The organism is Arthrobacter sp. USHLN218, assembly GCF_037144715.1.
GTDB lineage: Bacteria > Actinomycetota > Actinomycetes > Actinomycetales > Micrococcaceae > Crystallibacter.
Window position 1 is genome coordinate 99688 of the sequence record NZ_JBBCYT010000003.1, and the last position, 23621, is coordinate 123308.

Genomic DNA, 23621 nt, shown 5'->3' on the forward strand with positions numbered 1-23621 from the left:
ACGGTACGAAGGTTTCCGGTCCGGCCACAATGCCGGAAAGGAGCCAAATGGTTGGACCAGTAAGGTGGGGGTATGCGCCATGCGTTCCCGATGAACCTCGTGCTCCAGACCGCGCGACCGCCAGGGCATACCGCGCGCGAGCATCTGATCGGGCAGCTGCGTGCGGCGCTGCTGTCGGGGCAGGTGGCCGCAGGTGATCCGCTGCCCTCAACCCGGGCCCTTGCCGCGGCGATGGGGGTCTCACGCGGCACCGTGGTCTCGGTATACGAGGACCTGGCCGGGGAAGGGTACCTGGTCAGTGCGCCGGGCGCCGGCACCTTCGTCGCGGATGACCTGCCCGCCACCGCAGTGCAGCCCATACCGGCCCGGCCGGGGCGGGCACCGGGGGCCGCTTCCCCGCCCGACCGCGCTTCCGGGGTGATCAATCTGTCGCCGGGGAGCCCGTCGACCAGCTTTCACACCAATCGCGACTGGGTGGCGGCCTGGCGCAATGCGGTCAAGCGCGAGATGCCCTCCCTTCCGCCGCCGCCTGCGGGTGACGAGGGTCTGCGTTTGCTGATCGCCGATCACCTGCGCGCCGCCCGGGGCGTGCAGTGCGGTGCCGGTGAGATCGTGGTGACCGCCGGCACGAGCGACGGCCTCGGACTGCTGCTTCACGGGCTGCGCGCGGAAGGTCCGGCAGGTGCGCGTATCGCAACCGAGGACCCGGGCTATCCCACGGCGCAAAAGGTGATCGCCCGCCTAGGAGCAACCCCGGTCCCGATCCCGGTCAGGGAGGGCGGCATGGACCCGGACGCACTCGTCCGGGAACCGGGACCGTTCGCCGCAGTGCTGCTCACCCCGAGCCACCAGTACCCTTTGGGCGGCAGGCTGCCGGTCGCGGCGCGTCTGGCAATGCTCGCCTGGGCGAATGACATGGGCGCGGTCATTCTCGAGGACGACTACGACAGCGAGTTCCGGCACGGTGCACCGTCGCTGCCCGCCATCGCCTCCCTCGATAGCGGGCACCGGGTGACGCTGATCGGCAGCTACTCCAAGACACTCACCCCCTGGCTGCGCTGCGGCTATCTCGTCATCCCGGACCCCGGTCTGCGCGCCCGGGTCCTCGAGGTCCGTGAAACCCTCGGGCAGCCCGTGTCCGGTCTGGTCCAGACGGCCCTCGCGGAGTTTCTGCGCAATGGCGGCCTGCGCCGTCATCTGGTCCGCGTCGGGCGGGAATACGCGCACCGGCGTTCCCTCGTCATCACCGCTACCGCCAACCTCGCCCCGCACATCCAACTGGACGCGATCGAGGGCGGCCTGCACGCCGCCCTCTCTTGGGAAGACGGGAAACCGGCCGGACATATCGTCACGCTCCTCGCCGAGCGCGGCATCCAGGTCGCCCCACTTGAGACCTACTACCACGCCGGCACCCAGCCACGACGTAACGGCATCGTATTCGGCTACGGCGCCCCTACCGACCTGCAGCTGCGCCTCGCCCTGCAGGAGATCGCCGACCTCCTCAACACCGAATAGCCACGGATCAGCCAGCAATCCGGTCCTACAATCCGGGCGGAGCCGCTGAAGTGCTGCTTTCCCTCAAACCCAACGGGAAACCGGGGCCGTGAAGTCTCGGGAGCAACCATGAGGAAGTCCAGATGTGCGCAGTGCATACTGCCCGGCCAACCGGGGCAGTCCTCGTCATTGCGGACATCAGCCGTATTACTTGGGGAAGCAGGCTACGCGGCGCCTCTTTTCAGGGCGCCGCGTAGGCTTTCGGCGGGTTGGTGCTTTCAGCGGGGGCTGGGCGACTATGGCCAGAGCGGACCTCGGCATCGCGCTGCCGCCCGGCTCCGCGCGTGGCGCGGCCAGGGACGCCAAGCTTCCCGCCCGGCTCCGCGCGTGGCGCGGCCAGGGACGCCAAGCTTCCCGCCCGGCTCCGCGCGTGGCGCGGCCAGGGACGCCAAGCTTCCCGCCCGGCTCCGCGTTCAGGGCTGAGGCATGGCTAGGCTGATGCCATGAAGCCGACGCGTCCGCAGCAGTCCCTCTTCGGTCAGCTCGTCGGGCGCGCCGGCGGACTGGCGCCGGTGCTTGAGGCCCAATTGGCGTCGTGCAGCACGATGCCGGAGGAACACTGTCCGGAATGCTTCACTGTCCAGGTGACCGGTGACGTGCCCCTGCTCCCGCCGGACACCGAGTGCCCGCTGTCTTTCGAAGCAGACATCCGGGGAAGGACGGACCCTGGCGACATAGCGCTGGTGCTGCTCTGGCATGAGGACGGACGCATCACCGACGTCGAGATCTCCTGGTTCGAGGACCCGCACCCGGCCCTACCCGACCTTCACGTATCGGAGCCTGGGGCGAACCAATGCTGACCAGCAGGACCGGCATCCTGGTCCGCGCGGTCGAGGGCCGCGACGACTTCGCCGCGCGCCCCGAGACGTACCTGGCGGACCTGTTCGGTGACGAGGATGCTGCGGCCGAGGCGTGGCTGCGCATCGGCGTCTGTCACAAGCTCCGGTACAACGACGGCGTCGTCAGGCTCGCATGGGACGGAATTCCGCTGCTCGGTGTCCCGAATTGGGACGACGTCTGCGGCATCTGGCACAGCCTGGTCGGCACGGTCGACGGCTACCTGTCCAGCGGACGCGGCGAGACGGTGTTCCCGGACCAGCCGCTGCAGGTCATCCTGGAACGCATTCGCGGCGGCGCCCTTGTCACCGTCGGCGACACCCGGCTGCGCCTCGACCCGGCCGCGTTCTGTGTGGCGCTGCTCGATGAAGCCGAACGGTTCTGGTCCTGGACCGAACGGCATGATATCCCCGTCGACGCCGCCTGGGCGCTGACAGACGTTGCCAGGATCCGCCGATACCAAGCTGCAACAGGGGGCGGCAGCTCCCGCTCGACCGAAGTCCGCTAGGCTGCGGCCATGACAGTCCGTCCGGTCCTCAGCTCCCTGGCCATGGCCCTGCTCCTGGCGGTGACCGCGTGCACCGGCGGGACCGAGGACGCGCCCTCGGCTGCTGATCACGGCGACTGGGCGAGCCAGCAGTTCAATGAAGAGCGCTGGGGGTCGCCCGGAGCTTCGATTGCCTCCGGGTATATCACTCCCGGCAGCGAAGTAGGCACCCAGTTCACGCCAACGGCGGCAGGCTGGCAGGCGATCGGCATCGCCTGCCAGGGCCCGGGCTCGGTCACCGTGACGGTCAGCAACGCGGACGGCGAACTCGGCTCCGGTACCGTGGGCTGCGGCACCGAGGTGACGACCACCATGGAGCTTCCCGTCGGGCAGGTCACCATCACAGTGGACAGAGCCACGAGTAGAGGGATGTGAGCCCTCGCCGTCGCCCCAACCGACGCACCGAAGCAGTAACCGCCCCGGCCCCGGGGTGAAAACTGCTCGTTCGCGCGTGCGGCGGTAGACCAGCTCAAAGCGGTCCCGGTAGGCGGACTCTCCCTCGTGTGCCAGGGTCTTCAGCCCGGGGTCGATGGCCGCGACGATCGCGCGGGTCGAGCTGTCGGGGGAGCTTGTAGGAGTGCATCGCGACTCCGCCCTCAACTTAGGCCTCCTCGCCGCCCCAGCGTGCCAGTGCGACGATCGCCTCACGCAGGGCGAGCCCGCGATCAGTCAGCGCGTAGGCCCGGGTGTTGTGCCGGAGGGGCATGCGGGACAGCACGCCGGCGGCCTCGAGCTCGCGCAGGCGGGTCGCGAGCATGTTCGTCGGCACTCCGAGGTCACGCTGCAGATCGCCGTAGCGCTGTGGCCCGTCGAGCAGCCGCTCCACAATGAGCAGGGCCCACCGTGCTCCGACGATGTCGAGGGCCGCGGCGAGGTCGCTCACGCAGTCGGATCGGCGTCCGGCTTCATCCAAAACGGCGAGTAGTGGTAGCCGTCGGGGTCGTCGAATTGGCGCTGGTACATGAAGGGGTAGTCGTCGGTGTCACCGATGCGCCCGCCGGCGGCGCCGGCGCGTTCGATGAGCTCGTCGACCGCCTCGCGGCTGCCGAGGTCGAATGAGACCGTGACCTTCGAGGGGGTTTCGGGTCCGCCGACCAGCTCCTCGGGGCCACCGATGCTCGCGTACATCTCGCGGCTGCCGAGCATGACGAACTGCTCGGGCGCGATCGCGAAGCATGACACGTTGTGATCGGACATCTTGGCGTTGAGGGTCCAGCCGAGGGAGGTATAGAAGGCGGTCGCACGCTCGACGCTCTCAACCGGGCAGGTGATGAAAAGGCTCATACGGCTCATGCTTGCAAAATGCAAGTGCGACGTCAAGCCTATGCCGCGCTAATGATTTGTTGGCTTGTGCGCCCATTCAGAGGTGCAGGGGAGCGTATCGTCATGGGATGGGCGGGCATCGGACGATTGCCCGACTGAGGATGGTCCGCCGGCTATGACTCCTGCCGGCGCCTTGGTTTCTCCGGCTTGAAAGTGCGGACACCGCCGCTGGACAGCTCCGTAATGGTGTGGCCTTCCGGGGCTGTCAGCGCCATTTCCCACACGTGGATTGCGGCGGGCAGAGATGGGGCGGGGCTGGTGCTTCCCCACAGTCGCCATGGCCTGGAGGCCCGGCAATCGAAGGCCAGGGACGGACTTGCCCGTGGGTCTGAAGCCAGCCGGGAATGGCTCTCCGCGACGGCCGCGGTGCCCGGGCTATGAGTTGTTACATGGGCGGCATCCCCGTACTGCTACCTGGGGTTATCTATCCGTGTGGCCGGCGGCTGTTGCTGGATTGCCCGGCCTACGCCACACTATACGGAAGTGCACGGACGAGGGCTGGGAGGCTCTCCTGAGCATTGGGGGAAATCATGAGCACTGGACGTTGGGGTTTCGCCGCAATCGTGGCTGTCCTCACTGTATTGGGAGCGATCTTTATATCGTGGGCGTGGCTGTCGAATTTCGGCTGATTCACTGATCCCTACAGTTCAGAGCAGCGTGAGTTCACGTCTCACAGCTGCCCGGATGCCGTCCGGCTGTGTACCCGGCGCGGGTGCAGGCACGGGCTGGGATTGCCGTGCCTAACCTTTGCGCAGTGGAGGGTGCGGACGCAGGCGGGCTAAGACCCGTTGTCCAGCCTTCTCAAACTTGGCCGCGCTGCGCATGCGCGGGCTCTAGCCAGGTTAAGTCTGTACCTGAACACGCATATCGAGCAGCAGGATAACCGGACCCGGCATCGCCAGCGGGGGCGGAAGACGAAACCGGGTCCGGATCGTGGCCAAGCATCCATTCGGGAATGTCGGCAACCACCTTCGGCCACACCAAGAGGATGGCCTATTGATCTTGTGAAAACATCAGCCCCCCACTTCGGGGAAAAGTCAATGCCCCTCCTTTGGGGGACGCAAGGCCGTGGAAGAAGCGAATGCATGTCGCTGTCAAGAATGGACTGCGGCTGTTGCCACCCGGAACCCAAACAGGCAGATCTTCACGGCCCGGCAAATAGGTGCCCAGGGCGCTTTCAAGCTTCCGGAGGAAAGACTTTGCCGGGGTTGAGGATGTTGAGCGGGTCGAAGACCTGTTTGATCCTGCGCTGGATCTCGTACTGGTCCTGGCCGAGTTCGTCCTGCAGCCAGTCGCGTTTGAGCAGGCCGATGCCGTGTTCTCCGGTGAGTGTACCGCCGAGGTCGAGTGCGGTGGTGAACAGTTCGCCCGCCGCTGCCCAGATTGCGGAGGGCACTTCCTCTCCCTGGAAGACAAAGGTGGGGTGCAGGTTTCCGTCGCCGGCGTGGCAGGTCGTGGGGATCAGTACGCCGTATTTGTCCTCAAGCGACCGGATCGCGGCGAACGCGGCCGCCATGCGGTCACGGGGCACGGCAATGTCCTCGACCAGCATGGTGCCCATGGCTTCCAAGGCGGGGAAGGCGCTGCGGCGGAAGTTGAGCAGGCGGTGCGATTCGTCGGGATCCGTGGTGATCTCGACGGCCCCGCCGGCATTCGCAGCAACACTGGCGATGTGCTGGGCTGTCTTTGCTGCGGCCGGCCCATCGCACTGGATGAGGAGGTAGGCACCACGATCGGAGATGTCCTGCCCGGCATAGCGCGCGACACATTCGAGCGTCCGATTGTCCATCAGCTCCATGATGGCTGGTACATGCCCCCGCCGGGTGACCGAGGAAGCCGCGGCCGCGGCCTCCTCGACCGTGGTGAAAAACGCGCCGATCGTGACCGTCTCGCCTTCGGTGACAGGCAGAAGTTTGAGCGTGGCCTCCACGATGATGCCCAGCGTCCCTTCGGACCCGATCATTAGCGCGCACAGGTCGTAGCCCGTGACGCCTTTGACGGTTCGGTGTCCCACCGAGAGCAGGGTTCCGTCGGCGAGGACGACCTTAAGGGCCAGGACCGCTTCCCGGGTGACTCCGTACTTGGCGCAGAGCAGGCCGCCGGCGTTCATGGCGATGTTCCCGCCGACAGTGGAGATGTCCTTGCTGGCCGGATCGGGAGCCCACCAGAGGCCGTAATCGGCGAGTACGGCGTTGAGGCGGCCGTTCAGGATGCCGGGCTCGACGATGGCCAGCCGGTTTTCTTCCGAAATTTCCAGGACGCGGTCCATCTCGGCCAGGGAGAGGATGATTTCGCCGGGCCCGGCGATTGCACCGCCGGCCAGGCCGCTCCCGGCACCGCGCGTGACCACGGGGATGCTCGCGGCCGAAGCGATCCGGCAGACGGCCTGGACGTCTTCGACGCTGCGGGCCCGGACCGCGGCCAGCGGCGTCCCGGAGGAGCGGTGGCCGGAACGATCGGCGGTGTAAGGGGCGAGCAGGGCAGGGTCGCTGTCTACCCGGCCGGGCAGAGCAGTATGCAGGGCTTCGACGGTGTCGGGGAGCTGGTCGACGGGCATAGGTCCTCGGAGTGTAGTGGCGTGCAGAAATGAGTAATTTTCATGAATCTATAGCGGAAACAGTGCATGAGCCCACCGGCAGCGGACGTGGCGCCGGCCGGGCACCGGCCATCGACTCAGCCATGTACTCGGCGACCACGGCCTGGGAGATCGGCAAGTCCAGCACGAACACGCCCTCAGCGCCGCGGGACACCCAGTCTTTGAGGGCATCCAAGTCCTGTAGACTCCGGACCTTAATGCCGTCGGCGCCGAAGGCGCGGCCGAGGGCGGCGAAGTCCACCTCCTCGATGAGCATGGCCGCTTCATCCAGTCCGCGGGCGGCGTACTGGTGCAGTTCGGCACCATAGGCGGCATCGTTAAAAACGACCACAACCCCGCTGCGCGCCTGGCGTACGAAGCTTTCGAAGTCGGGCAGCGCCATCAGCCCTCCGCCATCACCGGTCACCAGCACTGTGGTCCGGTTGGGACGGGCCACCGCGGCACCCACGGCCGAGGGAAAGCCCAACCCGATCGACTGGAAAGCCGTGCCTACGAACAGATGGGAACGCGCATCCGGTACGGAGCACATCAGCGGGATCCACCCGATGAAATGTCCGCCATCCTGCACGAAAGTCCGCTCGCGGGGCAGGATGTCCTCCAGCGCCAGCGCCATCGTCCGCGGGTTCAGCCGACCGTCCTCGGCCAGCCCGTCCTCCATGGAGCCGTCCGCGCGCATGCCTTCCACGCGCGGGGCCGCCGACAGGGACTGTCGGCCCCGCCAGCCGCCGTCGGGCCGGCCGTTCTCCTGCGGGGTGGCGCCGAACGCCGCCGCCAGGGCCGCCAGCGCGGCACCTGCGTCCGCGACGAGGAAGCGGTCCGTGCGCTCACCGCGCTGGCCGGCGCGGGAGTCTACCTGAAGCACGAGGGCGTCCTCGGACACGAGGGTGCCATAGCGCATCTGGAACGGGTTCATGCCCGCTCCGACCACCAGCACGACGTCGGCCTGTCGCATGATCTCCACGCGTTCGAGCCGGGCGAAGCCGCCGGCGATGCCCAGGTCGCCCTCGGGCCCGGCCACCTGGCGGGCCATCACAGAGGTGGCGATAAAGGCTCCCAGCCCGTCGGCCAGTCGGCGCAGGGCCTCTGGGGCCCCGGCGGAGTCGACGACGCCGCGGCCGGCAATGATCAGCGGCTTCTCTGCGCCGCGCAGCGCGGCGACCAGCGGCTCGAGTTCCGTGGCCGCCGGCGTGGCAGCGGCCAGCGTCGTGAGCTGCGGTGCTTCGGCCGGCTGCGTGGCGGCCTGCACCGGGGCCTCCACCAGGTCATAGGGGATGGCGACGACGATCGGCCGGGACTCCGCCGCGGCGCGGTCGTAGGCCTCACGGATCTGGGCGGCCGGGTCCTGCGCGTCCAGGCGTACCGTCTCGACGCCGGCAGCAGCGGCCATGCCGACCTGGTCGACATCGAAGAAGCGCGGCCCGGAGGTGGGAGCGTCGCCGACGATCAGGATCAGCGGGATACGGGCGATAGCGGCCTCGGACAGGGCAGTGAGGGTGTTCGTGAACCCGGCACCGTAGGTGACGGTGGCCGTGCCAAGCTTGCCCGACGCGCGGAAGAACGCGTCCGCCGCGGCCACGGCGCCGGCCTCATGGCGCACGGTGACAAACGGGAAACCCGTGCTGGTCAGCTCGCTGATCAGATGGGCATTGCCGTTGCCCATCAGCCCGAAGAGGGTCGTAGCACGCTCACGCACGACCTGGGCCACGGCCTGCGGGACGGTGGCGGTGGCCTCGGTAGCGAAGGGGGCGGCGGCTTTCGCACGGTGGCCTGCAACGGCGGTCATGGGACTCCTCAGTACTCGCGGACATCATGGTCTTGTCTGAGTGTGACCTGCACCCATCGGCTGCGCAATCAGTCCTCAATGGAGTAAACAGTCTGTGCATTTTGGCCCCATGATCCTGAAATGGGCATCGCAAACTGTCTACTTAATGGGCAATAGCGGTAAGGTCCCGCCTCTGCGTGCGGACGCGCAGGCCTGGGAGGACAAGGTGCGTGCGCCGCCAAGCACTCGGGAGAACGGGGGGTGAAGCGCCGCAGTCTGGCGCGTGTTGCGCTTGTCTATGAGGCGTGCGGAGGAGGGCCTGTGGTGCCGCGGACGATCAGGGTCGGTTCCGAGGCCAAATCAATAATCGGCGCTCCGGGGTCGGTTAGTCGTTGTAGGGCTTTCTCGGCAGCGGTCCTTCCCAAGTCCTGTGCATGAATGTCGACTGTTGTCAGCGCTATGCCTGGGGGAGTGCTTGCGGAAGTGTTGTCGTATCCGACCACGGAAATATCGGATGGTGCGCGCATTCCCCTGGCGGCGATGGCATCGAGGACACCGAGAGCGGACTGGTCGTTGTGGGCGAAGATTGCCGTGGGACGGTCGGGGTGGTCGAGCAGGGGGCCGATATCTCGCGCGGCCTGCGTCCGTGAGTACGCGGAGGGCTGGATTTCGGGCGTTAGCCCGGCCTCTTTCATGACGGTTACGAAACCCTTTTGACGTTCGAGGTAGCCGTCGGTCTGAGGGTTGGCCAGGAAGACAACACGGCGGTGCCCGAGGTTGAGCAGGTGTCGGGTGGCGGCTTGCGCTCCGCTCAGATTGTCGGAATAGACGCTGTCGAGTCCCGGTACACGTCGGGCGGTGCTGAGGATGGGGACACTACGGGAGAACTTCAGGAGGTCCTCGTCCGGCAGCAGGAGGCCGGCGGCTATGATGATGCCCACGCGCGACTGGATCAGGGCATTGAGCGCGGTTGCATCGAGTTCGCCTTCGACGGACCCGACGGATAGGACCATGTGCTTGCCGGACCCGGCGATAGCTTTCCGGATGCCGTCGTGAACGTCCGCGAACAGGTCATTGTGCAGGTCGAGGAGGAAGACGCCGATGGAACTTGTGGACTTGCTGGCCAGCAGGGAAGCGATGCGGTTGGGCTGGTAGTTCAACCGCTGAGCCGCGGCGAAAATGTGTTCCCGGGTCTCGTCGCTGACTCCGGACACCCCGCGGAAAGCAATCGAAACCAAGGCCCGCGAGACACCAGCTTCCCGGGCGACGTCCTCCATAGTGGCGGATTTCAAAAGACAACCTCCTGCTCCCGGTGCACGGACACCCTGCGCTATTGCCGATGTTAGTACAGGAAAAACATCTATTGACGATCCTACTAGAGCGCTCTAGTGTGGTGTGCATCGCATTCGTACAGGAGCCGAATGCCCTGAGGGAAGGGAGCAGCGTTGCTCACATCCACGGCAATAGATACCGGTGTCCGCGTGGGAACGGCGCCGGACTCCTGGGGTGTATGGAACCCGCAGGATCCTGCGCAGCCGCCCGCGGAGCAGTACCTGCGGGAGGTCCATGAGGCCGGCTACCACTGGACCGAACTCGGTCCCTTCGGCTATCTCGGTACGGACGCTGCCAAGCTTCGGGACCAGCTGTCCCGGTTCGACCTCTCGCTTTCGGGCGGAACGGTCTTCACTGCACTTCACAAGGGCGCCGGGGCGCTGGAGGCTGTCTGGCCGTCCGTCCGCGAAGTCGCAGCTTTGGTGCAATCTTTGGGTGCGCGGCATTTGATCGTGATCCCCGAGCTGTGGGTCCGCGGCCCGGACGGCGCTGTACAGGGATCCCGGACTTTCAGCGTCGATGAGTGGGACCGCTTTTTTGCCGGACACGAGGAACTCGGGCGCCGGCTTCTGGAGGAATTCGGACTGCGCCAGCAGTTCCACTCCCATGCCGAGAGTCCGGTCGGGACCTACGGGGAAGTCTCCAGACTGGTCCAGGCAACGGACCCCGAATTCGTTAACCTGTGCCTGGACACCGGTCATTTCGCCTACTACCTGGGCGACAGCCTGCGGCTGGTCCGCGAGTTCCCGGACAGGATCGGCTACCTGCACCTGAAGCAGGTCGATCCCGTGCTTCTGGCTGACGTGCTCAAGAACGATATACCGTTCGCAGATGCCGTCCGGCAGGGCATCATGACGGAACCGCCTAACGGGGTTCCGGACTTCGCGCCCATTCTGGACGCGGTAACCGACATCGATCCAGACATCTTCGCGATCGTCGAACAGGACCTTTACCCGGTGCGCGACTTCGGTGTTCCGCTGCCCATCGCCACCCGCACCCTGCAGCACATCACATCCTGCGGCGCCCGTACCCGCGTCCGCTGACGCACCGGCCTAATCCAAATCCGCCCTTTTTCTCACTGATCAGGAGTACCCGTGTCACGTCCCCTGCGTATTGGCATCATTGGAGCCGGAATGGCCGGACAGGCCCATGCCTTCGGCTTCCGGAACGCAATGATGGCCCGTTCCGAAACGCCCATCTCGATCGAGCTGGACACCATCGCCGACCCCAACCTGGACCTCGCGCAGTCCGTTGCCCGCCGTTACGGCTTCGCCCGCGCAACCGCCGACGTCGATGCCCTCATCGCCTCGGACGTCGACGTCATCAGCGTCGCCCTGCCGAACTTCCTGCACAGCGACGTGCTCTCCCGCGTCATCGCCTCCGGTAAGCACGTGTTCGCCGAAAAACCGATCGGTCGCACGCCGGAAGAGTCCGCGGCTCTAGCTGAACTGGCTGCGGCATCCCCGGCCGTTACGGGTGTTGGATTCTCTTTCCGCCGCCTGCCCGGGCTGGCGGCGCTTCAGCAGGCCGTCGAGCATGGCCTGCTGGGCGAGGTCCACACTGTGCGGGCCTGGTACAACGCGGACTACGCAGCCGACCCCTCCGGCGCCCTGACCTGGCGCTACTCCCAGGAGCAAGCGGGCGGCGGGGCTTTACTGGATATCGGAGCCCACGCCATCGACGCGCTCCAGTTCGTTGCCGGAACGATCAGCGAGGTCAGCAGCGCCACTCTGCGCACCGTTATCACCGAACGACCACTCGCTGCGGCGGGAGCCATCGGACACGGCGGCGCGACTTCCAGCGAAACGGGTCCGGTGACCAACGACGACATCGCACTGCTGACCGTGGCCCTGGAAACCGGGGCCATCGGCCAGATCACTCTCAGCCGTATCGCTACCGGCATTCCCAACTCCCTAGGCGTCGAGGTCTTCGGCTCCCGGGGCCACGCCCACTTCGACTCCATCAGTTCCGGCGAGTTCAGCATCTTCCGTGCGGAATCCGGGGACACGGCCTTCAACGGGCCCCGCCGGGTCTTTACCGGTCCGGCCCACCCGTACTTTCTTGATGTGGCGGCCATGCCCGGTGCGGGCGTGGGGACCGGCTACGCCGAGGCGTTCATTGCCGAGATCCAGGAGTTCCTGCGCAGTGTCCAGGCAGCGGCCCCTATGGACACCGATTTCAACACCGCCCTGCGGATGATGAAGGTCGTCGGTGCCGCCCTGAAGTCCAGCAAAGATGGCCGCAGTGTTCCGGTGAACGACCTGGTTGGCCAGCCCGTCGGGTGATCCCGGCACCTTCCGCCTGAAGTAATGGACCCGGCAACGGGATCCGCCCCGAAAGGAAAGATTCATGAAACTGCAACAGCGTGGTCGCAGGCAGAAAGCAGCATCTAGAACGTCGGCCCGGTACTTCGCGGCGGGCGCAGTGCTTGCCGCCGCCCTCGCCATGGCGGGCTGCTCCAGCACCGGCGGACGGCCGCAGAATAACGACGGCGGCGAAGCCGCCGGTCAGGTTGCCCAGACCGAGCGGATGAAGATCGCGATGATCACGCATGCCGCCCCCGGAAACACGTTCTGGGACACGATACGCAAAGGCGCCGAGGAAGCCGCAGCCAAGGACAACGCTGAACTGCTCTACGCCTCCGACCCGGAAGGCGGGCGCCAGTCACAGCTTGTGCAGCAGTACATCGAGCAGGACGTTGACGGCATTGCGGTCACCCTGGCCAAACCCGATGCCCTGCAGGACGTCCTGAAAAATGCAGAGAAAGCCGGTATCCCGGTTGTCACCTTGAATTCCGGTACAGACCAGTTCCAAGACTTCGGCGCCTTCGCCCACTTCGGCAGCGACGAACGTCTCGCGGGCGAAGCTGCAGGTGAAAAGCTTAAGGAAGAAGGGCTGCAGAACCCGATCTGCGTGATCCACGAACAGGGCAACGTCGGCCTGGAAACGCGTTGTGAGGGTTTAAAGGAAGTCCTGCCGAAAACCGAGATCCTATACGTTCAGGGCAGCGACATGACTCAGGTCGCCTCCACCACTACCGCGAAACTGCAGACAGCTTCGGACGCCGATTCGGTGGTGGCTCTGGACGCTCCGATTGCTTTGACGGTGCTGGCATCGCGTGAAGAGGCCGGCAGCGATGTAAAGGCCGGATCCTTTGACATGAACGGCGAGTTGGCCCAAGCCATCGTCGATGGGGATATTCTCTTCACGGTCGATCAGCAACCGTGGCTCCAGGGATACCTGTCCGTCGACGCACTGTGGCAGAACCACCGCGGCGCATTCAAAGTAGGTGGCGGGCAGGCCACCCTCACCGGACCAGCCGTTGTCGATCAATCCAACGCACAGGCCGTGTTGGAGTACGCGCAGGAAGGCATACGCTAACGCCCCACCCCAGGATCCTCATCTGCTGGCCGGCTCCGCCGTCCAAGCCCGCCAGCAGATGCGGGACCCGGACGTCTCCGCGGGGTCGAATCAGGAGCGCAGGTGCGGGGGCCTCCGAGGCGAAGCCGCCGCAGATCCCGTCCCCGGCCGGCGAAGGTTCCGCGGGCCGGGGCGGAACTCGTTGTCAGGACACCCTGACAGTGGCCGGTGCAGCCAAGCTCCTACTCCACAGCAGGTTCACAGTTCCGCCACAGTAGGGGCTTACGGCTGGGCCCAACGGTTGAGATATGACGAGCAACCTTGAAAGAGCCCACCGTTTCCACCCGCGTCCCCCGGCTCCCGCAGCTCCGCCGGGGAGCGAGTCTCCAGTCCCCCCGGCCACGGGGTCGGCCGGTGACCTTGAGCGCCGGCTGGCTGAACTTCTCGCAGCGGTAGTGGAAAAGGATGGTGTCCCCTCGGATGCCGACTTCTTCCAGGACCTGGGTGCGGATTCGCTGGTGATGGCGCGGTTCTGTGCGCGGGTGCGCAAGGAGCCGGATCTGCCGTCGGTGTCGATGAGAGATATCTACCAGAGCCCTTCGATTTCGGCGCTGGCCGCGGCGCTGGCACCAGCGGAAGCGGCGCCGGCGGCTGCGCGGGTGCAGGTCCGGCTGGCGGAGGTGTTGTCCGGTGTGCTCGGCGTGGAGCAGGTCCCGGCGGATGCCGACTTCTTCCAGGACCTGGGCGCGGATTCTCTGGTGATGGCGCGGTTCTGTGCGCGGGTGCGGAAGGAGCCGGACCTGCCCTCGGTGTCGATGAAGGACGTGTATGCCAGCCCGAGTGTCTCTGCCCTGGCTGCTGCTTTGGCACCGGCGGAGCAGGAGAAGCCGCAGGAGCCTTCACCGGCGGTGGCGTCCGTCCCGGAGACGCCTGCGCCGATGGACGCGCGGACCTGGGAGTACATTTTATGCGGCGTGTTGCAGACGCTGGTCTACCTCGGCTACTGCGTGGTCGCCGGCCTGCTGACGGTCGTGTGGTACCAGTGGGTGTTCCCGGAGTCGGGGCCGGGCAACCACCAGTGGCAGGAGCACGGCCTGAGCTTCCTGGAGATCTACCTGCGCTCGACGGCCTACGCGGCGGCGGTGTTCCTGATCATGTGCATCCTGCCGGTGGCGGCGAAGTGGATCATCGTCGGGCGCTTCCGTCCCCAGGAGATCCGCATCTGGAGCCTGGCTTACTTCCGCTTCTGGCTGGTCAAGACGCTGATGCGCACCTCCCCCCTGATGTTGCTCAGGGGCTCGCCGGTGATGACCTTCTATCTGCGGGCGATGGGCGCCAAGGTGGGCCGCAACGTGACGATCCTGACCACCCGGCTGCCGATCTGCACCGACCTGCTCACGATCGGGGAGGGGACGGTGATCCGCAAGGACGTGTTCGCCAACGGCTACCGCGCCCACGGCGGCGTCATCCAGACAGGTGCCGTGACGCTGGGCCGCGACGTTATTGTGGGGGAGGGGAGCGTCCTGGACATCGACACGGCGATGGGGGACGGCTCGCAGCTGGGCCACCGGTCCACCCTGTATACCGGCCAGTCCGTTCCCGCGGGCGAGCGGTGGCACGGCTCCCCGGGCAGGCGAACGGACGTGGACTACGGCGGAGTCGAGGCCAGGCCTTACCGGCCGTGGCGCCGCGGTTGGTTCGCCACGTCCCAGGTCATCGGCATGATCGGTTTGGGTCGCATTCTGCTGGGTCAGGTGGTCATGCTGATCGTTCTGGCGGATCCGAACGTGGCGGCGCTGCTGGAGCCGCAGGCCTGGGCGTTCGGCAGCTGGGTTTTCTACGGGGACGCTCTTTTCTATGCCGGCCTATCCGTCTTCGGTGGGACGGTCGTGGTGTTGCTTTTGATCTCGACCGTGCCGCGGGTGCTCCAGCTCGCGCTGAAGCCGGACACGGTGTATCCGATGTTCGGCCTGCGGCACGCGGCCGAGCAGGCAGTGTCGAGGATGACGAACAGCCGCTTCCTGCCGTCGTTGTTCGGCGACAGTTCCTACGTCGTGGACTTCGTTGGGGCCCTCGGCTACAAGCAGGGCAAGGTCGAGCAGACCGGATCGAACCTGGGCACAATGTTCAAGCACGACAACCCGTACCTGACTGAGATCGGCACGGGAAGCATGATCGCCGACGGGGTCTCGTTCATGAACACGGACTACTCGGCGACGTCGTTCAAGGTCAGCCGGACAGCCGTCGGTCCACGCAACTTCCTGGGCAACTTCGTGCTTTACCCGGCCGGCGCAAAGACCGGAGACAACTGCCTGCTCGCGACCAAGGTAATGGTTCCCCTCGACGGACCGGTCCGGCACGACGTGGGCCTGCTCGGGTCGCCGCCGTTCGAGATCCCGCGCACGGTCCTGCGCGACGCCGCGCCCAAGGAGCAGACGACCCGCGCCGACTTCCGCCGCGACCTCGCGGCCAAGAACCGGCACAACCTGCGTTCGATGGCCCTCTTGATGCTGACCCGCTGGCTCGTCGCCTCGCTGGCGGTGCTGGTCTCGTTTGCCGGCCTCGAGCTGTCCGACCAGTTCGGGTTCCTGGCCCTCAGCGCAGCCTTCGTCGTGATGCTCTTCGTCGGCATCCTGGCCCCCATCGGTATCCAATTCCTCATGCTGGGCTCGGTGCGGCTGAAGCCCCAGCTCTGCTCCATCTACCACCCCTACTTCTGGTGGCACGAGCGGTACTGGAAGCTGCAGGCCCAGAGCCGCTACATGGGGCTGCTGAACGGAACCCCGTTCAAGCCGCTGCTGTGGCGTCTGCTGGGCGTGCGGATGGGATCCCGGGTCTTCGACGACGGCTGCTTCATCCCCGAACGGACCCTGGTCACGATCGGCTCCCGCTGCACACTCAACAGCGGCTCCCTGGTCCAGTCCCACTCCCAGGAGGACGGGATGTTCAAATCCGACTACGACGTCATCGGCGACGACGTCACGCTCGGCGTCGGCGCACTGGTGCACTACGGGGTGACGATCGAAGACGGCGTCGTCGTCGCCGCCGACTCCTTCGTGATGAAGGGCGAAACCCTCACCCAAGGAGCCCTCTGGGGCGGCAACCCGGCCGTCGAAGCCCGCACCGCCACCACACCCACCACCGCTCTGGAAGGGGCCCGCTCATGACCATCACCTCAGCGCTCACCTGCCGAACCGCCGGCCCTCCCACCAATCAGGCTAAGGGTGGATATCCAGCTGCTGGATTTGTTTGGCGGGCTCCTGAGGAGCAGGACGGTGGCGATGCCCGCCAGCGCCCCCAGGAATGTCTCAAGTCCCCGGTTCACAATCAGGGATGCCGTATCGGCGGGAGCAGCCAACTGAGTCATGATCAGGATCAGGGGAGTGAAAAAGACCAAAGCCAGGCCATAATGGCGGGCCATGTAGAGCTCGGTGGGGAACTGGAAGGCGATGACGAGAAGTGCCAGGACAGTCGGGTTCAGGTCCGCGAAGAGGACAAGTGCAGTCACGCCGAGCCCGGCGAAGGTGCCTAGGATCCGGTGGATACCGCGGTAGACCCGGCGCCTGGTCCCTTCGACGGCCAGCGGCACCGCGGCCGCGGCCATCGCCCAGTGCGGGTGACCGATGCCGGCCAGCAGGCCGATACCGCCGGCGGCCGCGACCGCTATCAGGTAGCGGCCGGCTTGGGTTGCAGCCCCCGCCAGGTAGGGGCCGCGCAGGGGTGGAACCTGCCTGACCGCTCCCGGTACCCAGCTACGTGTCCGGGTCCATCCGGCAAATCCGACCAGGACCGAAAATGCTGCCGAGCCGGCAGTGATCAGCAGGGCGGCCCAGGGGGCGATGCTCAGCGGGACCGAGGCGCAGGCGCCGAGGGCGAAAATGCTGAAGAACGGTCCTACCGGTCTGAGTCCCGCGCGGTCCGCCTGCAGCGAGGCCAGTGCGGCGAAGGCGGCCTCCGTTGCCACTAGGGCCCAGGTGTCCACGTGGTGTGCAGACAGCAGGATGCCCGTACCGACCCCGGCCACGAGGAGGCAGGACGCCTGCAGTTGGTGCCTCAGGCGCAGCTGGTGGGATTCGGCCCTGCCGTACATCGCAGTGAACGCACCGAAGACCGCGTAAATGATGAGGTCAGGACGGCCGAGGGCAAGCAGCACGAGTGAGGGCGCGGCCACGCTGAGCGCCACACGCAACGCGGGCAGATGGTCGTTTTGCGCGGGGGCGACGGTAAACACTGCCCGGGCGTGGGCCCTTAAGGTCCGCAAGATATCGCCACCGCCCTCCGGTCTTCCGCGCCGTCCGCGGGGCGGCTGTCCGGGCATCTATCTTACCGGCGGTCCGCTGCCCTGCTGTGGTCCTGTCCTGTCGGCAACGTCACGCCGCGCCGGTGCCTAGCGGGCGCTCAGCCGCGTGGGGCTCCCACCGGTTAGCAGGGCTTTTACCGGTTAAGCATCAGGGCCCCCGCTCAATCGAGCGGGGGCCCTGATGCTTCGGTCCGGCGGACCTTGGAAAAACCGGGATCCTAGAGGGCGTTGACCTTCTTGGAGATTGCCGACTTGCGGTTGGCGGCGTTGTTCTTGTGGATGACACCCTTGCTGACAGCCTTGTCCAGCTTGCGGCTGGCGGAGGTCAGGGCTGCCGAGGCGGCGTCCTTGTCAGCGGAATCGACGGCCGTGTTGACGGCGCGGATTGCGGTCCTCAGCTCGGACCGGACAGCGGCGTTGCGCTGGCGTGCCTTCTCGTTGGTGAGGATGCGCTTCTTCTGGGACTTAATATTGGCCACTTATAAACTCTCTTTGTATTGCGGACTGGTCGGTGAGGGCAGTCAGACCCGGCCATTGACTGAGCGGCGTGGGGATACCGTAATGGCAGCCGGAGCTGAGGTGCCCGTCGACCTGCGCGGACACACAGCTGACAATGTTAGCAGATCAGCGGCTGGCGTGCGCGCTGCAGGACGGTGCGGCGCGGCGATTCCTAGGACCACCCATAGCGGCGCCGCAGTTCCGCCGCCACCTGTTCGAAAGGGGCCCGGTCCAGCACCGCGCCCTCGCGGCGGATGTCTGCGGGATCTACCTGCAGGATGCGGTCGAGCTTGACCTCGCTCGGGCGCCGCTGACGATCCCAGCGTCCCGTCCCTACATCCACATAATCGGAATCGCTGTGTTGGCCGTTGTTGCGGTCCTTGGTGGTCATCATCAGGGCCAGCAGCCTGCCGCCGCTGTGTCCCACCAGCAGTACCGGACGGTCTTTGCCCTGGGTGTGGTCCTCTTCGTAGGGCACCCAAGTCCAGACGATTTCCCCGGGATCCGGCTGCCCGTCGGGCTTCGGCGCGTACATGACGCTGGCGGCGCCGCGGAAGTCGCCGGGGTAAGAGGAGCTGAGATTGGGGGTTTCGGGCCGGGCCCCCTGCCCCTGCCGGCCGCGCCCGCGCGTTGGGGGAGGCGCAGCTGTGCCGCGCTGCAGGTTGCGCAGGACCGTTGCGGCACCGCGCAGAAGACGTCCGAAAGTGTTTGCATCAATGGGCATGGTCCAACGCTAACGTCCGCTTGCCCGGCGCGGAGCCATGCACATCGTGGCGATTCTCGTGGGAGACTATTAACTTGGCGTCTGTTGCAGCCAACCCCCGCACCCCGCTTGACAGTTAGGAACCCGCTGTGTCCCCCAAGGCCCGCACCGCACCGGTGCCCGCCGCCACAGATCCGGCGCTCATCAGGAACTTCTGCATCATCGCGCATATCGACCACGGTAAGTCGACGCTGGCCGACCGCATGCTGCAGCTGACCGGGATCGTCGAGCAGCGTGACATGCGGGCCCAGTATCTCGATCGGATGGACATCGAGCGGGAACGCGGAATCACGATCAAGTCCCAAGCCGTCCGCATGCCGTGGGCCCTGGACGACGTCGATTACGCACTGAACATGATCGACACCCCGGGCCACGTGGACTTCACCTATGAAGTGTCCCGCTCACTGGCGGCTTGCGAAGGCGCAATCCTGCTCGTGGACGCCGCCCAGGGCATCGAGGCCCAGACGCTGGCCAACCTGTATCTGGCCATGGAAAACGACCTGACGATCATTCCGGTGCTGAACAAGATCGACCTCCCGGCGGCGCAGCCGGAGAAGTACGCTGCGGAGCTGGCGACCCTGATCGGCGGGGACCCCAAGGACGTCCTGAAGGTTTCGGGCAAGACCGGCGAAGGCGTCGAGGCCCTGCTCGACAAGATCGTCCGGGATCTGCCGGCACCCGTCGGCGATGCGGACGCCCCGGCCCGCGCGATGATTTTCGACTCCGTGTACGACTCCTACCGGGGCGTGGTGACCTACGTGCGCGTGGTTGACGGGAAGCTCAATCCGCGCGAGCGGATCCAGATGATGTCGACCAAGGCCAGCCACGAGCTGCTGGAGATCGGCGTTAGTTCCCCCGAGCCGACGCCCACCAAGGGCCTCGGGGTGGGCGAGGTCGGCTACCTGATCACCGGCGTGAAGGATGTGCGCCAGTCAAAGGTCGGCGACACGGTGACCAACCTGGCCAAACCCGCCGCTGAGTCGCTCGGCGGCTACGCGGACCCCAAGCCGATGGTCTTCTCCGGGCTGTACCCCATCGACGGCAGCGACTACCCGGTGCTGCGCGACGCCCTGGACAAGCTCAAGCTCAACGATGCCGCGCTGATCTACGAGCCGGAGACCTCGGCGGCGCTCGGCTTCGGCTTCCGCGTAGGTTTCCTGGGCCTGCTGCACCTGGAGATCGTCCGGGAACGGCTGGAGCGTGAATTCAACCTTGACCTGATTTCCACCGCCCCGAACGTGGTGTACGAAGTCACGCTCGAGGACAAGAAGGTCATCACGGTCACCAACCCGAGCGAATATCCGGACGGCAAGGTTTCCGAAGTCCGCGAGCCCATGGTTTCCGCGACCATCCTCGCGCCCAACGAATTCGTCGGCGCCATCATGGAGCTCTGCCAGTCGCGCCGCGGCGACATGAAGGGGATGGACTACCTCTCTGAGGACCGGGTGGAGCTGCGCTACCGCCTGCCGCTGGCGGAGATCGTCTTCGACTTCTTCGACATGCTCAAGTCCAAGACCCGCGGCTACGCGTCGCTGGACTGGAAGGCGGACGGGGACCAGGTCTCGGACCTGGTCAAGGTGGACATCCTGCTGCAGGGCGAACAGGTGGACGCTTTCAGCGCCATCACGCACCGGGACAAGGCCTACGGCTACGGCGTCATGATGACGTCGAAGCTGCGCGAGCTGATTCCGCGCCAGCAGTTCGAGGTCCCCATCCAGGCGGCGATCGGCTCCCGGATCATCGCCCGCGAAAACATCCGCGCCATCCGCAAGGACGTGCTCGCGAAGTGCTACGGCGGCGACATCAGCCGTAAGCGCAAGCTGCTGGAAAAGCAGAAGGAAGGCAAGAAGCGCATGAAGATGGTCGGGCGGGTCGAGGTGCCCCAGGAGGCCTTCATCGCGGCGCTGTCTTCGGACGATTCGAAAGACAAGGCCAAGAAGTAGCCGCATGAGCATTACGACGACGGCGGTCCGCCGCCGTGCCTAGTACCCTTCCGCTGGGCGATCCCGCGCCGGCAGACGGCTTGCTGCCGGCGCAGGCTGCCGAGGGAGCGGCAGGACGCGACTTCTGCCTCTATGTCCACATTCCCTTCTGCGCCGTGCGCTGCGGCTACTGCGACTTCAATACCTACACCGCCAAGGAACTGGGCGGCGGAGCGTCGCAGGACGAGTACGCCGGTACGGCCAGCGCCGAGCTGGACTTCGCCGCCCGCGCGATGTCGGCCTCCGGCCTGCCGGAACGGAAGCTCTCGACCGTCTTCTTCGGCGGGGGCACACCGACTCTCCTGCCGGCGGAAGATTTGGCGTCGATCCTGCGGCGGGCCGACAAGTTGTGGGGCCTCGAAGCCGGTGCCGAAGTCACCACGGAAGCCAACCCGGATTCGGTGACGCCTGAATCGCTGGCACTGCTGGCGGAGGCCGGTTTTACCCGGGTGTCCTTCGGCATGCAGTCGGCCGTCCCGCATGTGCTCAAAGTGCTGGACCGCACCCACGATCCGGAGCGCGTGCCGCTGGCCGTGCAGTGGGCACGGGAGGCAGGCCTAAAGGTAAGCCTCGACCTGATCTACGGAACGCCGGGGGAGTCCATGGCGGACTGGGAGGCCAGCTTACAGTCGGCCATCGCCTGCGAGCCCGACCACATTTCCGCCTACTCGCTCATCGTCGAGGACGGCACGAAGCTCGCCGCCCGGATCCGGCGCGGAGAAATGCCCGGCATCGACGACGACGACCATGCCGCGAAATACCTCCGGGCCGAGGAACTGCTCGGCTCCGCCGGCTACTCCTGGTACGAAGTCAGTAACTGGGCCCGTTCCGAGGCTGACCGGTGCCGCCACAACCTGGCGTACTGGCGCGGGGCGGACTGGTGGGGTGCCGGCCCCGGCGCGCATTCGCATATGGGCGGAGTCCGCTGGTGGAACGTCAAGCACCCGGCGGCCTATGCGCAGCGGCTCGCGACCTCGGTTTCTCCGGCTGCCGGACGGGAGACCCTCGACGCCGAGACCCGCCGGATGGAGCACATCATGCTGCAAACACGGATCATCGACGGGCTTGCCACCGCGGAACTTGATGCCGAGGGGCGCAAGGCCGTTGCCGGGCTGATCGCCGAGGGGCTCCTGGACGGTGCCGCCGCTATCGCCGGAACCGTCAGGCTGACCCTGCAGGGCAGGCTGCTGGCGGACGCCGTCGTGCGCCGGCTGCTCGGTTACTAGACCGGGCAGCCCGACGGTTCTAACAGCCTGAGCGCCGCGCCTAGCGGATGAGGCGCAGGTTCAGCGGGTACCGGTAGGGCCGCCCGCGGTTGACCTCAATGCCCGCCTTGACGGAGAAGACCGTCAGGAAGACCCAAATCGCGGCCGCCACTACGGCGAAGAATCCGCTCACCGCCGGGATCAGGATCAGCAGGTTGGCGACGATGGCCACGACGGTCGGCGGCAGGGTGAAGTTCAGCGCCTCCTTCGATTCCTGCGCCGTGAAGGGCCCGCGGTCCTTGAAGATCAGGTAGATCACCAGTGAGGGGACGCAGCCCAGGATGCCGCCGAAATGCGCCATGGTGGCCCACTGCCGGTCCTCGGACGGCGTCAGCGGCAGGGCCGATGATGCGGCACTTTGGTACTGCGTCCGGCGCGCCGGAGGACGCCCCGAAGGATCGTTGCGCGCGGTGTTGTCTGACACAGGACCTGCCTCGTAATAAGTGCTGTTGCTCGATTTCACTATCTAAGAGGGTAAGTTGAGCGCGCAGTGGCCGCAAATGGCGGATTGGCCGCCGCGAGGTCCTGCCGGCCCTCAGGCGGTGAGGAAATCGATGACTTCCTCGACCCGACCCAGCAGCGACGGTTCGAGGTCCGCATAGGTCCGGACGCTGCCCAGCAGCCGCTTCCAGCCGTCCGCGATGTCCGCCTGCGTGCTGTGCGGCCACCCGAGTCCGGTCAGGATTCCGGTCTTCCAGTCGGTGCCACGAGGCACGGTCGGCCACTTGTCGAGCCCGATGACCGAGGGCTTGATGGCCTGCCACACGTCGACGTAGGGGTGCCCGACGATCAGCACGTTTCCGCGGGCGGCCGGCACGGCCATCGCGGCCTCGGCGATCCGCCACTCCTTGGTGTTGGGAAGCAGGTGGTCCACGAGGATGCCCAGCTTCCGGTCCGGCCCGGGACCGAAACTTTCGACGGCGGCAGCCAGGTCATCGACGCCGTGCAGGGGTTCGACGACGATGCCTTCCACCCGCAGGTCATGCCCCCAGACTTTCTCGACCAGTTCCGCATCGTGCTTGCCTTCGACCCAGATCCGGCTCGCCTTGGCGACCTGGGCGCGCAGCCCCTCCACCCGCACGGAGCCGGAGGCGGTCCGCTGCGGACCCGCGGGGCGCGCCTTCGGCGCCGCGGCGACGACCTTGACCGGCTCGCCCTCGAGCAGGAAACCGAAACCCAGGGGGAAGGACTTGGTCTTGCCGCGGCGGTCCTCGAGCGAGACAAGGTGGATGCCGCCGGACTTCTCCACGCGGACGACGGCGCCGACCCAGCCGGATTGGACGTCCTCCAGGACCAGCCCGGGTTCGGCGGGAACCTCGCGCAGCTGCCTGGCCTTGGGGGCGGCGAGATCCTGCGGGCCCCAACCGTAACTGCTCATAGCGACTTCCTTTGTTCGTGCCGTAGTGAGTGAAGACGGGAGCGGCAGCGCCATGCCAAGGCCACAGCCGGGCTGCCGGCGCCACCGCGGGACGGCCTCGGGCCGCCCGACAATGCTAACAACG

Annotated in this window: 20 protein-coding genes; 10 read left to right on the forward strand and 10 right to left on the reverse strand. The window is 66.4% G+C overall.

The window, feature by feature from the left end; genetic code table 11:
* The first annotated feature begins 72 nt into the window (after nucleotides 1–72).
* The 4 genes from pdxR (at nucleotide 73) to WFH44_RS07770 (ending at nucleotide 3313) form a co-directional block, all read left to right on the forward strand.
* Nucleotides 73–1515: a MocR-like pyridoxine biosynthesis transcription factor PdxR gene (gene pdxR / locus WFH44_RS07755; protein WP_336713062.1), complete on the forward strand. Its 1443-nt coding sequence runs from the start codon at nucleotides 73–75 to the stop codon at nucleotides 1513–1515.
* 482 nt (nucleotides 1516–1997) lie between these two features.
* Nucleotides 1998–2354, forward strand: a complete 357-nt coding sequence (locus WFH44_RS07760) for a hypothetical protein (protein ID WP_336713063.1) — start codon at nucleotides 1998–2000, stop codon at nucleotides 2352–2354.
* Entirely contained in the window at nucleotides 2348–2899 is a 552-nt protein-coding gene (locus WFH44_RS07765; protein WP_336713064.1) for a hypothetical protein, read from the forward strand. Before WFH44_RS07760 ends, WFH44_RS07765 begins: the two co-directional genes overlap by 7 nt.
* Before the next feature lie 9 nt (nucleotides 2900–2908).
* Nucleotides 2909–3313, forward strand: coding sequence for a hypothetical protein (locus WFH44_RS07770; RefSeq protein ID WP_336713065.1), 405 nt, complete (start codon nucleotides 2909–2911; stop codon nucleotides 3311–3313).
* A gap of 226 nt (nucleotides 3314–3539) precedes the next feature.
* Here the strand turns inward: WFH44_RS07770 and WFH44_RS07775 are convergent, their stop codons facing one another.
* From WFH44_RS07775 to WFH44_RS07795, 5 genes are all read right to left on the reverse strand, one after another.
* Nucleotides 3540–3821: a winged helix-turn-helix transcriptional regulator gene (locus tag WFH44_RS07775; RefSeq protein WP_336713067.1), complete on the reverse strand. Its 282-nt coding sequence runs from the start codon at nucleotides 3819–3821 to the stop codon at nucleotides 3540–3542.
* Complete coding sequence (locus WFH44_RS07780; RefSeq protein WP_336713068.1) at nucleotides 3818–4222, reverse strand: VOC family protein; 405 nt, start codon at nucleotides 4220–4222, stop codon at nucleotides 3818–3820. Before WFH44_RS07780 ends, WFH44_RS07775 begins: the two co-directional genes overlap by 4 nt.
* Nucleotides 4223–5438: 1216 nt before the next feature.
* Entirely contained in the window at nucleotides 5439–6818 is a 1380-nt protein-coding gene (locus WFH44_RS07785; RefSeq protein ID WP_336713069.1) for an FAD-binding oxidoreductase, read from the reverse strand.
* Between the two features lie 40 nt (nucleotides 6819–6858).
* Nucleotides 6859–8640, reverse strand: a complete 1782-nt coding sequence (locus WFH44_RS07790) for a thiamine pyrophosphate-binding protein (RefSeq protein WP_336713071.1) — start codon at nucleotides 8638–8640, stop codon at nucleotides 6859–6861.
* A gap of 275 nt (nucleotides 8641–8915) precedes the next feature.
* Entirely contained in the window at nucleotides 8916–9896 is a 981-nt protein-coding gene (locus tag WFH44_RS07795; RefSeq protein ID WP_336713072.1) for a LacI family DNA-binding transcriptional regulator, read from the reverse strand.
* Between the two features lie 168 nt (nucleotides 9897–10064).
* Between WFH44_RS07795 and WFH44_RS07800 the strand changes: the two genes are divergently transcribed.
* The 4 genes from WFH44_RS07800 to WFH44_RS07815 all read left to right on the forward strand — a co-directional run bounded on the left by WFH44_RS07800 (nucleotide 10065) and on the right by WFH44_RS07815 (nucleotide 16478).
* Nucleotides 10065–10994: a sugar phosphate isomerase/epimerase family protein gene (locus tag WFH44_RS07800; RefSeq protein ID WP_336713074.1), complete on the forward strand. Its 930-nt coding sequence runs from the start codon at nucleotides 10065–10067 to the stop codon at nucleotides 10992–10994.
* A gap of 51 nt (nucleotides 10995–11045) precedes the next feature.
* Entirely contained in the window at nucleotides 11046–12236 is a 1191-nt protein-coding gene (locus WFH44_RS07805; RefSeq protein ID WP_336713075.1) for a Gfo/Idh/MocA family protein, read from the forward strand.
* A gap of 64 nt (nucleotides 12237–12300) precedes the next feature.
* The gene (locus WFH44_RS07810) at nucleotides 12301–13332 is read left to right on the forward strand and encodes a substrate-binding domain-containing protein (RefSeq protein WP_442892888.1); all 1032 of its coding nucleotides are present in this window, start codon (nucleotides 12301–12303) and stop codon (nucleotides 13330–13332) included.
* A 287-nt stretch (nucleotides 13333–13619) separates the two neighbouring features.
* On the forward strand, nucleotides 13620–16478 hold the full coding sequence (locus WFH44_RS07815; protein ID WP_336713077.1) for a Pls/PosA family non-ribosomal peptide synthetase: 2859 nt from the start codon (nucleotides 13620–13622) through the stop codon (nucleotides 16476–16478).
* An 8-nt stretch (nucleotides 16479–16486) separates the two neighbouring features.
* On the opposite strand, the gene WFH44_RS07820 is transcribed toward WFH44_RS07815, so the two are convergent.
* The 3 genes from WFH44_RS07820 to WFH44_RS07830 all read right to left on the reverse strand — a co-directional run bounded on the left by WFH44_RS07820 (nucleotide 16487) and on the right by WFH44_RS07830 (nucleotide 18833).
* On the reverse strand, nucleotides 16487–17542 hold the full coding sequence (locus WFH44_RS07820; RefSeq protein WP_336713079.1) for an FUSC family protein: 1056 nt from the start codon (nucleotides 17540–17542) through the stop codon (nucleotides 16487–16489).
* Between the two features lie 287 nt (nucleotides 17543–17829).
* Nucleotides 17830–18090: a 30S ribosomal protein S20 gene (gene rpsT / locus WFH44_RS07825; RefSeq protein ID WP_264795513.1), complete on the reverse strand. Its 261-nt coding sequence runs from the start codon at nucleotides 18088–18090 to the stop codon at nucleotides 17830–17832.
* Between the two features lie 191 nt (nucleotides 18091–18281).
* Complete coding sequence (locus WFH44_RS07830; protein WP_336713081.1) at nucleotides 18282–18833, reverse strand: type II toxin-antitoxin system PemK/MazF family toxin; 552 nt, start codon at nucleotides 18831–18833, stop codon at nucleotides 18282–18284.
* Between the two features lie 128 nt (nucleotides 18834–18961).
* Between WFH44_RS07830 and lepA the strand changes: the two genes are divergently transcribed.
* Nucleotides 18962–20815, forward strand: coding sequence for a translation elongation factor 4 (gene lepA / locus WFH44_RS07835; protein ID WP_336713083.1), 1854 nt, complete (start codon nucleotides 18962–18964; stop codon nucleotides 20813–20815).
* Between the two features lie 35 nt (nucleotides 20816–20850).
* Nucleotides 20851–22080 (forward strand): radical SAM family heme chaperone HemW, encoded by a 1230-nt coding sequence (hemW, locus tag WFH44_RS07840; RefSeq protein ID WP_336713084.1) that lies wholly within the window; start codon nucleotides 20851–20853, stop codon nucleotides 22078–22080.
* Nucleotides 22081–22120: 40 nt separating this feature from the next.
* Here the strand turns inward: hemW and WFH44_RS07845 are convergent, their stop codons facing one another.
* Together WFH44_RS07845 and WFH44_RS07850 are read right to left on the reverse strand one after the other, a co-directional pair.
* Nucleotides 22121–22543, reverse strand: coding sequence for a DUF4870 domain-containing protein (locus tag WFH44_RS07845; protein WP_336713086.1), 423 nt, complete (start codon nucleotides 22541–22543; stop codon nucleotides 22121–22123).
* 111 nt (nucleotides 22544–22654) lie between these two features.
* A complete protein-coding gene (locus tag WFH44_RS07850; RefSeq protein ID WP_336713087.1) occupies nucleotides 22655–23497 on the reverse strand; it encodes a DUF3097 domain-containing protein in 843 nt (280 codons plus the stop codon).
* Nucleotides 23498–23621: the final 124 nt, after the last annotated feature.